Source organism: Caballeronia sp. KNU42, from assembly GCF_053760385.1.
This window is the reverse complement of sequence record NZ_CM132389.1, coordinates 1,070,745-1,083,154: the sequence shown is the minus strand read 5'-3', so window position 1 is coordinate 1,083,154 and position 12,410 is coordinate 1,070,745. Positions and strand designations below refer to the sequence as shown.

The following is a 12,410-nucleotide window of genomic DNA, read 5'->3' as shown; positions in this document are numbered from 1 at the left end:
TTCAATGATCCGGGTTCAGCCCATACATTAACAAAACCGCTTCAATGAGGCGTGACAGGAACAGGATCGAGCCGTGTCTGCGTGACGACCGGCGCCGCTTCCGGCGAGGCGAGATACTCGAGCAGCGCTTTCGCTTCGGCTGGATGTTGCGCGCCAACAGGAATGCCGGCTGCAAATCGCGTAATCGATTGCACCGACTCGGGGATCTTGCCGACGAACGTCACGCCCGCAATGGGCAGCAGTTCGCTCACTTGCTGGAAGCCGAGTTCGTAGTCGCCGTTGGCCACCACCGACGCCACGGGAATCTTCGGCACCATGGTGGCCTTGGGCCGGATCTGGTCCTCTATCCCCAAGCGCTTGAATAGCTCGTTCTGTATGTACACGCCGCTCGCGCTATCGGAATAGGCGACCGAATTCGCGTGCAGCAGCGTGTCCTTCAACGCCGCAACCGTGCCGATGTCCGGCTTCGGCGCGCCGGTACGCACGACCATGCCGATGGCCGAATCGGCCAGTTCGACGCGTGAGCCCGGAACCACCTTGCCTTGCTTGATGAGGTCGTCGAGCGCGTAGCCGACCATGATCACCACGTCCGCCGGTTCGCCCCGCGCCAGCCGGTTCGGAATTGCTTCGGGCGCTTTGCCCATGGACGGACCCAAGGCGGTGTCGAGCGTATTGCCGCTGGCCGCGGCGAATTTTGGCCCGAGGATTTTATAGGCCGCGGTGAATCCGCCCGAGCTCATGACATGTAATTCAGCGGCATGAACGATGGTGGCAGTGGCTGTGGCAGCCACGCCGCTGATGAACGCGAATGCGGAAAGCTTCAACAAGAACGATTTCATGGATGACCGTAAAAAGTGGAAGAACCGATAACGTTTGCGCCGACGAAGTTTAAACGCATCGACGGTGATGGTCGTTAGGGAACACCCCGTGTTATTACGCGCAAATAGACGCGCAAACGATTTCCGGCTTAGCCTGACGATTAACTTACCGCTCAAAGCCAAACGTTGTACTTTCAACGACCCTGGGCATGTATGCCGGGCTTCTCTGGTGGAACTGTCAAATACTGAAAAGTACGTGAAATAGCGCAGTGATTGGCAGTAGAGTGCTTCATCGAAAGACAATTTTGGTTTGTCCTTCGGCAAATAATATGAGTGGGAAAAAACATGCCCGGCGCTACGCGCCGAGGGATGAGAACCCATGAAGGCGATCTGGTTTATTTAGCGCTGAGAGGCTGGCTCGCCGCGCACAAGACGTCAGTTTTCGGGGATTTCAAGTGAATACCAAAACGCCATACCAGGGAAATCGTGCGTCCATAATAATCGACGCGGAAATAGTCCATATTGAAGGGATCATGTCTCGTTGTCTCGCGATGGGCGCCGATGGCGCGATTTTTCACGCGAACTATTGGCGCAACCGTTTATTGACGCTGCGCGATTCTGGTCTTAGCCATACGCAGGATGTCGCGGTGCAATCGCTTCTGAGCGATCTCGTGGCGCGTCACTAGACCAGGATGCTTTCAATGTTGAATAAATCCGGCCGCGGCCCGCTTGCGTGGAAGTCGAAAATCCGGCCAGAGCAATCGGCTGACAGCTTGCGTTTTTTGACTCTGGATCTGACATCGGATTCGCATGCTCGTGCGGCAATCGAGGCTTATGCGGATTCGTGCGCCGCCGAATTACCGTGGCTGGCGGATATTCTGCGCGCACGACTGGAGAAGCTAAACCGTTCGGTAGACCGCACTCAGGATCGATTCGATGGACTTCAGGAAGATGAAGGCGCTCCAATGCCGCTGACTTATTGCGAGCATACGGCGCGACGATTGATTGTTTTTGCGTGCATGTGTGCGCGGGCGCGTGAGGATTACTCGGATGCGGCGTGGGATCATGTCATGAAAAGCTTTGACCGGATGCTGATTCAAATGCGTTGATTTCGCATAAAAAAGTATAATAAAAATAGAAGACAATCTGCATCGGCATTCGGCGTCCAGGCAAAATAAATGACAAGGCCGTCTTGACTATTTAACGGGATATCAGGCAATGCGGATTTGCGTGCTGGACGACGACCTGAGCCAGACGGAGTTCGTGGCTCAGACATTGACTGCGGCCGGGCACTCCTGCCAGGTTTTCACCGAGGGCAAGAGCCTGATCCATGAGCTGAGGCGTCAGCCGTACGACCTGCTGCTGCTCGACTGGAACATGCCGGAAATGCCGGGCGACGTCGTGCTGAAATGGGTCAGGCAAAACCTCACCACGAACCTGCCGGTGCTCTTCCTGACAAGCCGCTCTGTTGAAAGCGACATCGTCCAGATGCTTAACGCCGGCGCCGACGACTACATCCTCAAGCCGGTCTCGCGGCCTGTGCTGCTTGCCCGTGTGGAAGCATTGCTGCGGCGGATCTACATGAGCCAGAACGAGGTGACCGAGGAAACCTACGGCATCTATCGATTCGATCTGACCACCCAGACCGCACTGGTCAGCGAAACGCCGGCCGTCCTGACGCAGAAGGAATTCGAGCTTGCGCTGCTGCTCTTTCGCAACCTGTCGCGGCCGTTGTCACGCTCTCATATCCGCGAGTCGGTGTGGCGGCAGGACGTGGATATCCCGTCGCGCACCATCGATACCCATGTCTCGCAGATTCGCTCCAAGCTGGTGTTGCGGCCGCAAAACGGTTACCGCATAACACCCATCTACAGCTACGGTTACCGGTTGGAAAAAGTGGGGAATGAATCGCCGTGAACGGGTTCCATAAAAACAGGCGCGGTCGGGCGGCGCATCGACGTTCGCACTCCGGGCTGAATGCTGCAATGGCGGCGGCCGGTGTCATCGCGATGATCTGTTCGATCCAGCCGGCTTACGCCAAGCGCCTGCCGCCGCAGGATATGACGCCGTACGTGGTGCATGCGGACGATTCGCTCTACACGCTCGCGGACCGCTATATGCAGAGTCCTGCCGACTGGCGGGTGTTGCGCGATATCAATCACGTTGCGAATCCGCGGCGCCTGAAGGTCAACGCCCGTCTTTCCATCCCCACCTCGCGGCTCAGGCAGACACTGCTGACAGCCAGGGTAGTGGCGGTGCGCGGCAGTGTCGAGAAGCTTGGTACGGCGGGCGCTCCCCCGCTGCCGGTGAGCGCGGGCACGCTGCTGATGGAGGGCGACGAACTGAGCACCGGCCGCGACGCGTTCGTCTCCATGACGTTGCCCGACGGCTCGCATGTCGTGTTGCCATCGAGCAGCCGGATTCACATCGGACGCTTGCGGACCACGCTGCTGACCGGCGCGGTCGATCGCCAGTTCGACCTGAAGCAAGGCGAGGTCTCAACCGACGTCACGCCGTTCAAGAACCCGCGCGATTCGTTCCGGGTCATTACGCCGTCAGTGGTGGCAGGCGTGCGCGGCACGCGCTTCCGGGTGAACTACCTGGCCGCGCAGGACGCGACCACCGTCGAGGTGCTGGCGGGCAAGATCGGCGTGGATGGAGCAGGGCCCGACGGAGCCGCCAACAGCACGTCTGCTCCGCTGCCTGTTCCGGGAGGCGCGCAGACGCTCGTGCTGGCAGGCTACGGCAACCTGACGCGCACGGGGAGCGCCGCCGGCGCGTCGGTGCGGCTGCTCGATCCGCCCGAGATTGCCGATCCAGGCAAGCTGCAGAACGTGCCGCAAGTCGGCTTCGACCTGATGCCGGTCGCGGGCGCAGGCGCGTACCGTACGGAGATCGCGACCGATGCCGATTTCCTCGACCTGCTTCGCGACCAGCGCACCAACGGCCTGCACGCGGCGTTCGACAACATCCCTGACGGCAACTATTTCGTGCGCGTCTCGGCCACCGACACGCACGGCATCGATGGCTTGCCGCAAGTGTTCACGTTCAGCCGTCATCTCGACACCACCAACGCGGCGGCCACGCCCATAGAAGGGAATGGCTACACATTCCGCTGGCATGTCGATAGCGAGGCTAAGGGCGCGCGATACCGGTTCATCCTGTCCGATCATGCGGACCTGAACGAGCCGTTCATCGACTTGCTCGATGTGGCGGGAGGCGAGATGACGGTGGCGAATTTGCCGCCAGGAAAGTACTACTGGACGATTGTTGTCGATACCTTCGAGAACGGCCGGCTCCTGTCCATTCCGAGCGAAATCCGGTCGTTCACTCAAACGCGGTAGGCGCCACCCATGCCATGGCGCTTCCCCTTCCGCAACCGGCGCTGGCTCGCGCCCTCGATCGGCAAGCGGTTCTTCCTGGAGTGGACGTTGATCGGCGTGGTGGGAGTGGCCGCGGTGCTCTTCGGCGTGGTGAGCCCGCTGACGGAACGCGCCAGTTTCCTGTTCTACGATCAGTTGTTGTTGCACGCCGCGGGCCATCCGTCGAACGGCATCGTGATTGTCGCGATCGATGATGAGAGCATCGCGGAACTCGGGCGTTGGCCGTGGCCACGCGAGACCCACGCGGCGCTGCTGACGCAACTTGCGAAGGCCAAACCGGCGGGCGTCGCATACGACGTGCTGTTCACCGAGCCCTCTCCCGGCGACGCCGCTTTCGCCGCGGCAATGAAGCATGTGCCGACCTATCTGCCGCTGCTCGTCGACCGGCTGCCCGTCAACCAGAACGAGGCCGCCGTAGTCGAACCCGTCCCGGCGTTGCGCGGGGCGGCGGCGGGCGTGGGTCATATCGACCTGGAAGTGAATCACGACGGTATCGTGCGCAGCGTCTCGCTGTTCGAAGGCAGCGGCAAGGATTGGTGGCCGAGCATTACGGTGCCGGTGTATCAGGCGTTGCGAGGGCCAGATGCCACGCTGCCCGGGATCGAAAGAGCGGTGGCCGAACCCGCTGGCGCGGGCGATTTGAACCGCGCGCACCGGATGATGATCCCGTTCTCGCGCACGTCGCTGGACTATCCGCGCGTGTCGTTCGCGGCGGCGATGCAGGGCGCGGTGCCGCCTGAATTTTTCGCGGGCAAGATCGTGCTCGTCGGCGCAACGGCGGCCGGCCTGCGCGACCGCTTTGCGACGCCGATCTCGGGCGAAGTGGGCGAACTCCCCGGTGTCGATATCTACGCGACCATCCTCGACGCGCTGTTCGACGGCCGCGCCATTGAACCGATGAGCAACAAGGCCGCTGGCTGGCTGAGCCTCGTGCCGATCGGCATCCTGCTCGCGGCCCTGTTGGTGGTGTCGCCGTTGCAGTCACTCATGCTCACGGTTGCACTGGCTGGCGCCTGCATGATTGCGAGCGCCTGCCTGGTGTATCTGCGCTCGACCTGGCTCTCGCCCGTGCCGGCGCTGGGCGGCCTGGCGCTGATCTACCTGCTGTGGAGCTGGCGGCGTCTCGAGGTCGCGATGGCGTATCTGGGACAGGAGTTGCGTCTGCTGGCTGCCGAGCCCAACCTGTTGCCTGGCGCCGACCAGAAACCGCAGGGCACGGCGGGCGATCTGCTCGAGCGCCTGATCGCACTGACGCGCCAGGCCGTGCAGCGCCAGCGCAATATGCGCCAGTTCATCTGGGACAGCTTGAACAGCTTGCCCGAGCCGATCATGGTCTGCGATCGCAACGGCCGCATCCTGATGGTCAATGATCCCGCGCGGCTGCATTTCGGCCCCATGCGTTTCAACGACATGTCCATCGTGCAGATCTTCAGCGAGTTCCACTTCGTGCGTCCCGTCGATGAAGACAGCAGTGGCGCGCTGCCCAGCGGCATGTCATGGCCGGCGATGCTCGACCCGCGCGACGAGCGGCACACTGCCGTGATGATGCACGGCATTGAAGTGCGCGATCACCGGGGCCGCGATCACATGCTGCGGTATGCGCCCTGCGCGACCAGCACGGGCGAATCGCTGGGATGGATCGCAAGCTGGGTCGATATCACCGCGCTCCACGCTTCCGAGCGTCAGCGCGACGACATGCTGCATTTGCTATCGCACGACATGCGCTCGCCACAGGCGTCCATTCTTGCGTTGCTCGACACCGAGCGGCCCCGCATCGATTCAAAGCCGGCGATGGAGTTGATGGAGCGCGTGGAACGTTACGCGCGCCGCTCGCTCGCGCTGGCCGACGATTTTGTGCAACTCGCCCGCGCCGAATCGCAGCACTACAGCCTCGAGCTGCTGAACCTGCATGAACTCGCGATCGACGCCAGCGACGAGATCTGGCCGCTTGCAAACGCGAAGGACATCGAGGTGCTTTGCGACAGCGAAGGCCAGGCTTTCTGGATCCTGGCCGACCGGTCGCTGATGACACGTGCGCTCATCAACCTGCTCAGCAACGCGGTGAAATACAGCCCACCCGGCACGCGCGTTGACTGTATCGTCACGGAGATGCCGGGCGCGATCGTGTGCATGGTGCGCGACGCGGGCTACGGTATTGCGCTCGAGCAGCAAGCGCATCTGTTCGAACGCTTCCGGCGCTTTCATCTCGACGGCCAGCCGCCGAGCGACGGCACCGGGCTGGGGATGGCATTCGTGAAGACAGTGATCAGCCGCCACGCAGGGGAGATCGCGATTCAAAGCGCGCCGGACCAAGGGACAACGGTGACGATCACCTTGCGCTCCCAGACAATCGAGCCGCGCGAAGCGAGCGGCGAACAACCCGCTGCGCCGAAGCAATGAACGTTTATTGGGGAATGAAGTGAACCTACGATCGATGGCATGCGCCATTTTCTTTCTCGCGCTTCTCGGCGGGTGCGCCAGCGAGCCGCCGGTGAGGATCAGTGCCTACAGTGGTGGAGATTTTGCGACGACGGGCGTCAAGACCTATGCCTTGCAATCATCGAGTGTGCAGGCTCAGGGAGACGCCGTCACCGACGCCGCCAGCGCTCAATGGCTCGATGAAGCACTGGCCGCAAAGGGCTTGCGGCACGCGCCTGCGAACAGCGCGGACTACCTCGTCAAGCTGGGTTATGCAACGCGTCCGCAAGCTGTGCGTGTGCACGCCGAGTGCACCGGCGCACCCGAAAGCGCATGCGACGACGTGGCGCCACAGAAGGAATGGTTTGGGCGCAAGCACTACGTCCATGCGCTGACCATCCAGTTCGTTGAACGCGCGAGCGGGGCGTTGAGTTACCAGGTGAGCGTCACGCATACGGATCGGGACCCAGCCGGAAGCGCGGCGCTGCACAGCCTCATGAATTGTGCGTTCGCGGACTTTCCCATGCACAATGCCGAGCGGCGCGAGGTTGCGCACTGTGATTAGCGGCTAGCGGAGGATCGGCATGCGGGAGACTGGCGCGGGAATATTCGCGTATTCTTGCGCCTGAACGAAGCGGCGAGCATTGCAGGAGACGCCCAAGCCGCTGAAGACGTTCAGTCCACACGAGCCCGAAGGACTCGACATGCCAGGGAACCCGCAGTGAAGTTTGCCGATTTTTGCCGTTGCACCGTAGTCTCGTTCACTTGCGTTTGGCTGACGAACGCCATTGCCGACGAGTCAAGCACAGCGCCTGATGCCAGCGCTTCCCCCAATGCGAGCGCCGCTGCCGCCGATCCATGGAAAATCTCGATCGGTCCTGCATTGATGGTGTCGCCGAAATACCCCGGTTCCCGTGCGTTCCAGGTGCTGCCGCTGCCATCGCTCGATATTTCCTACGATGACCGGATCTTCTCGCAAGGTCTCGACGTACTCGGCATCAACCTCCTGAAAGGTCCGGCTTATCACTTCGGCACGGCAATCAGCTTCGACTTTCAATCGCGTAACGAGTCCGACGATCCGCGTCTTCACGGCCTGGGCAATGTGCATTACGGACCCAAGCTGAAAGTGTTCGCGGATTATTCGGTGTCGCTGTTGACGGGCTCGGTCGCGGCTTATCAGGACATCGCGGGGACGGGGCAGGGGCTGCTCGTCAGTGGCGATCTGGTGGCGAACATGCCGCTTACATCGAAGCTGCTGGTGTCGGTTGGGCCCGGCGTGACGTGGGCCAATGCCGTCTATAACCGGACGCTGTTCGGCGTGTCCGCCAGTCAAAGTGCTGCTTCCGGCTTGCCGGTCTACGACACGAGTTCGGGCATCCGGGACGTTCACCTCAACACTTACGTCAGCTACGATTTTTCGAAGAAATGGGTGGGATCGGTCTCGCTGACAGCAGGCCGGCTGGAGCACAACGCAGGGCATAGCCCGATCACCGAGCAAAGAACCGAATTGAATTTTCTCGCTGCGGTGAATTATCGGTTCAAGTGATTGGGTTCAGCCGCCCGGCAATCGGGGGATGGTGTTGCGGGATGGTTGTGCCTGCAGTCCGGGAGGCGTAGACTTTAAATTGACGTCGGAGATGGCATTCCTCCGTAACCGCCCGCAACGGGCTGATGATGCCTACAGGCCTGGGTAATGGCACTGTGGGCGCGCGTCCAACGGCTTCACTTGCCTTGAAACATGCGCCGTCGTTAGCACGGTGCACGATCCCGGTTTCCATCACTGTCCGTGCAGTTTTTCCGCGATCCAATTTGATTGCGGAGGCTGCTCGTCGAACAAGGAAGCATGATGGGTCGGCTATCTCTCGACTATCGGCCTACGGGCCTCTCTTAGGACATTCCGCTCGATACGGGTACCACGCGTGCGTGCTGCCCGGAGTGTAGTCTTCAAACAAGAAGGGGATACGCGTGGTCTTTCACAGCATCCTGTTCGAAAAGCCGGAAGACGGTCCAAGGCGCGACGATACGCCGGAGCCGGCGTTCTTTGGCGACCTCAATCTCGACCAGATCGTCGTGGCGCTCACGTTGGGGCGGGACGATTATGCGCTTAAACCCTTTTTCCACACCGAGCTGTCGCGCGAGGAAGCGATCACCTACCGGCATGATGTCATGCAGGACCTCGACAATGCCGCCGTGCTCGACAGCATCAACGATTTCGCCACGGGCATGCGCAAGATGCGCCAGCATCTTGCTCAGGCGGAGAAGCTTCACTACCGGGGCCAAAGTGAGTGGTGGCTCCTCGAAGCGATCACGGTGTACTGCGAGACGCTCGAGACCTTTGCCCGTGATCTGCCGCTGGCCGCGCCCGGATCGAAAGGTCTGCGGGAGTTTCATCGAACCCTGAACGGGTATGTTGGATCAGCTCGTTTTCAGTCGCTCATGCATGACGCGATCCTTATCAAGGAGAATCTGGCGGCGATTCGGTACTGCATTCGCGTCAAGGGGAGCGCGGTCACGGTACTTCACTATGATTCGGAAATCGATCAAAGTGCCGACGTCCTGAGGATCTTCGAAAAATTCAAGCAAGGCGCAGTCAAGGATCACCGCGCGGAGCTGCGCGACTGGCTGGACATGAATCATGTCGAAGCCCGTGTACTGGATTTCGTCGCGCAGCTGCACCCTCAGGTCTTCATCGAACTCGCTGCGTATTGCGTGAACAATGCGGACTATCTCGACGCCACGATCCAGACGTTCGATCGTGAGATTCAATTTTACCTGGCGTACCGCGACTATATCGGTATCTGCAAATCTGCGGGTTTGAGCTTTTGCTACCCGCGTATGTCGTCGACCAGCAAAGCGGAGCACTGCGTCGAGACGTTTGATCTGGCGCTCGCGCACAAGCTCGCGATCGAAAAGGAGCACGTGGTCTGTAACGATTGCCATCTCGATGGCGAAGAACGCCTGATCGTCGTATCGGGTCCCAACAACGGGGGGAAAACGACCTTTGCCCGCACGTTCGGACAACTGCACTATCTGGCGAAGATAGGGTGTCCCATACCAGGCCGCAACGCCGAGCTTTTTCTGTGCGACCAGCTGTTCACGCACTTCGAGCGCGAAGAGAATACGAAAGACCTGCGCGGCAAGCTCCAGGACGACCTGATGCGGGTCCATCAAATCCTGGCGCACGCCACGTCGCGAAGCGTCATCATCATGAACGAAATATTCAGTTCTACGACGCTGACCGACGCGCTGTTCCTGAGCCGGAAAATCATCGGCGAGATACTGGAATGCGATGCCTTGTGCGTTTGCGTGACCTTCATCGAAGAGCTCGCTCATCTCGACGATCGGGCCGTGAGCATGGTGAGCGAAGTCAAGCCCGAAGACCCGGCTTTCCGAACCTTCCGCGTGAGAAGAAGGCCCGCCGATGGCCGGGCCTATGCGGTGTCGGTCGCAGAGCTTTATGGCCTGACCTATGATCATTTGACGGAGCGGCTCGGGCTATGAAAGCTTATCTTTTATACCGGGATCGCGACCTGGATACGTGCCAGGACGCCGCGTGGAATGAGGCGGAACTCGTACAGGACCTGGAGTTGAACACGCTCTATCAGGCGATGGCGCAGGGCGATGCCTTCGTCTACGACTTGACCAGACGAGTGGTCCCGGCGAGTTCGATCAACCTGGACGAAATTATTTATCGCCAGGCAATCCTTAACGACTGCATCGTCTTCGAAGCGATAGTGAGGCAGATATACGCTATCGCGATCGAGGGGATCGAAACCAGGCGGAAGTGCTACTACGGGGTGTTTTCCGGGTCACCCAGTTCGGTGCTGCACGGCGCACGCGACTTGATTCAGGAATTCGTCGGCGTTCTGAAGAAACTGCGGGATATCGCCGACACGCAGGCGGCGCAGTTTCAATCAGAAGGGTTCGCTCAATTCTTCTCGATGATCCAGCGGGAATTGACGGACGAGTATTTCGTGACAATTCAACGTTGCCTCAAGGAGCTCAGGCTCAACCACGGCGTGCTGATCAGTGCCGGGCTGGGCCAGGGCAACAAGGGGATCAACTACGTGCTCCGGAAACCTCACGAGAAAGATCTCAATCTTCTGAGGCGATTGTTTGCAAAGCGGCCTCGCTCGCTGACGTTTCATATCGCGGACCGGGATGAGGCTGGCGCCAAGGCATTCTCGGACCTGGAGGCACGCGGCATCAATCTCGTCGCGAATGCACTTGCCCAGTCAGCGGAACACATACTCAGCTTTTTTACGATGCTGCGCACTGAGCTGGCTTTCTACATCGGATGCGTCAATCTGCATCACGAATTGAAGCGGCTGCGCGTGGCCGTGTGCGTTCCTGTTCCATCGGAGCGCAATGACAGGCGGTACACCTTCGACGGGTTGTACGATGCCAGTCTCGCGCTGCGCACCGCACGTGCGCCCGTCGGCAACGGTGTGGCCGGGGATGGCCGCGACCTTGTTGTCATCACCGGGGCAAATCAAGGCGGCAAGTCGACGTTCTTACGCGCTGTCGGCCAGGCGCAGGTCATGATGCAATGCGGAATGTTCGTCGCGGCGGCGTCGTTTTCGGCGAACGTGTGCGACGGAATTTACACGCATTACAAGCGCGAAGAAGACGCGTCGATGAAGAGCGGCAAGCTCGACGAGGAACTCAAGCGAATGAGCGAAATCGTCGACCACATTCGCGAACACTCGCTGCTGTTGTGCAACGAGTCATTCGCTGCGACCAACGAGCGCGAGGGTTCGGAGATCGCGCGCCAGATCATCGCGGCGTTGTTGAAAAAGCGCGTGAAAATCGTATTGGTGACGCATCTGTACGCGCTGGCTCGCGGGCTGCATGAGCAGGAGGCGCAGGACATGATGTTCCTGAGAGCGGAGCGGCGCGCGGACGGCGAGCGCACGTTCAGGTTGACCGAGGCTGAGCCCCTGCAAACCAGCTACGGGGAAGATCTGTACAGGCGAATATTCCTCTCGAAAGACGACTCGAAAGGTGACCTGGAAGCGCATCCAGAGCCCCTCTCCGTCGGTCTGTCCAAGGTTGAATAGTTGGTTTGCGAGAACACATGCATCACCGCGCAGTAGTCACCTGAGGGTGTTCGCGGTCAACCAGAGCCATCGCAAGAATCATATGACGGCGCTCGCGCAATATCGCACTGCACGATCGTGCGTCGCCGGACCCATGCACTAGAATGAATAGGGATAGGAGCCCTTGACAGTCTGCCAGCGCGTCGCAGCGCCGGACGGTGGGCAGGAGGCGCCTATTGCGCCAAGGGAGGTGGGTGATGAACGGCTATCAACTGACGTTCTATACCGAGCAGAACCGCAAGCACGGCCATCAGACCGTCTGCGAGTGGCTGTTGCACGAGGTTCGCGAACTTGGGATCCGCGGTGCGACCGTCATCAGCTGCGCAGAAGGCATCGGCCACGCGGGTGCGCATCATGCGGCGCACATGCTGAAACTCGCCGATCAGCCGCTGCAAATTATTCTTGCTGTGACCGAGGACGAGGCCGACCACATCCTGGATGTCGTGCGTGCCGAAAACGTGCACGTGTTCTATACGCGCTTTCCCATCGAGTTCGGAATTATCGGCGACGATGTCCGGCCAAAGCCGCCAAAGCATTTTTCGCTCTATGGCCGCCCGCCAAGATAGTTGAATGCCGGGCTTGCACACGTCGGCGCGTCACCTATACTCAAGTTTGAATCTGGCGGAGATGGCATTCCTCCCTAACCGCCGCTAGCAGCTTAGCGGCTAATGATGCCTACATGGTCCCCGGGC

General features: G+C 60.2%; 11 protein-coding genes and 2 riboswitches. Of the genes, 10 read left to right on the top strand and 1 reads right to left on the bottom strand.

What is annotated here, in order from left to right:
* Positions 1 to 41 precede the first annotated feature (41 nt).
* The gene (locus ACSOSP_RS23975; protein WP_455313394.1) at positions 42 to 839 is read right to left on the bottom strand and encodes a substrate-binding domain-containing protein; all 798 of its coding nucleotides are present in this window, start codon (positions 837 to 839) and stop codon (positions 42 to 44) included.
* Positions 840 to 1,351: 512 nt separating this feature from the next.
* Between ACSOSP_RS23975 and ACSOSP_RS23970 the strand changes: the two genes are divergently transcribed.
* From ACSOSP_RS23970 to ACSOSP_RS23925, 10 genes are all read left to right on the top strand, one after another.
* A complete protein-coding gene (locus ACSOSP_RS23970; protein ID WP_455313393.1) occupies positions 1,352 to 1,504 on the top strand; it encodes a hypothetical protein in 153 nt (50 codons plus the stop codon).
* Between the two features lie 15 nt (positions 1,505 to 1,519).
* Positions 1,520 to 1,927, top strand: coding sequence for a peptidase (locus tag ACSOSP_RS23965; RefSeq protein WP_455313392.1), 408 nt, complete (start codon positions 1,520 to 1,522; stop codon positions 1,925 to 1,927).
* A 109-nt stretch (positions 1,928 to 2,036) separates the two neighbouring features.
* A complete protein-coding gene (locus ACSOSP_RS23960) occupies positions 2,037 to 2,735 on the top strand; it encodes a response regulator transcription factor (protein ID WP_455313391.1) in 699 nt (232 codons plus the stop codon).
* Between the two features lie 68 nt (positions 2,736 to 2,803).
* Positions 2,804 to 4,162, top strand: coding sequence for a FecR domain-containing protein (locus ACSOSP_RS23955; RefSeq protein WP_455313390.1), 1,359 nt, complete (start codon positions 2,804 to 2,806; stop codon positions 4,160 to 4,162).
* Positions 4,163 to 4,171: 9 nt separating this feature from the next.
* Positions 4,172 to 6,601: a CHASE2 domain-containing protein gene (locus ACSOSP_RS23950; protein WP_455313389.1), complete on the top strand. Its 2,430-nt coding sequence runs from the start codon at positions 4,172 to 4,174 to the stop codon at positions 6,599 to 6,601.
* Between the two features lie 19 nt (positions 6,602 to 6,620).
* On the top strand, positions 6,621 to 7,184 hold the full coding sequence (locus tag ACSOSP_RS23945) for a DUF4136 domain-containing protein (RefSeq protein WP_455313388.1): 564 nt from the start codon (positions 6,621 to 6,623) through the stop codon (positions 7,182 to 7,184).
* A gap of 210 nt (positions 7,185 to 7,394) precedes the next feature.
* The gene (locus ACSOSP_RS23940; protein ID WP_455313655.1) at positions 7,395 to 8,165 is read left to right on the top strand and encodes a MipA/OmpV family protein; all 771 of its coding nucleotides are present in this window, start codon (positions 7,395 to 7,397) and stop codon (positions 8,163 to 8,165) included.
* 78 nt (positions 8,166 to 8,243) lie between these two features.
* Positions 8,244 to 8,307, top strand: a riboswitch (Fluoride riboswitch).
* A gap of 277 nt (positions 8,308 to 8,584) precedes the next feature.
* Positions 8,585 to 10,120, top strand: coding sequence for a MutS-related protein (locus tag ACSOSP_RS23935; RefSeq protein WP_455313387.1), 1,536 nt, complete (start codon positions 8,585 to 8,587; stop codon positions 10,118 to 10,120).
* Entirely contained in the window at positions 10,117 to 11,679 is a 1,563-nt protein-coding gene (locus ACSOSP_RS23930) for a MutS-related protein (RefSeq protein ID WP_455313386.1), read from the top strand. The genes ACSOSP_RS23935 and ACSOSP_RS23930 overlap by 4 nt, the downstream gene beginning before the upstream one ends.
* 236 nt (positions 11,680 to 11,915) lie before the next feature.
* Complete coding sequence (locus tag ACSOSP_RS23925) at positions 11,916 to 12,284, top strand: DUF190 domain-containing protein (protein WP_455313385.1); 369 nt, start codon at positions 11,916 to 11,918, stop codon at positions 12,282 to 12,284.
* Between the two features lie 48 nt (positions 12,285 to 12,332).
* Positions 12,333 to 12,403, top strand: a riboswitch (Fluoride riboswitch).
* The last annotated feature ends 7 nt before the right edge of the window (positions 12,404 to 12,410 follow it).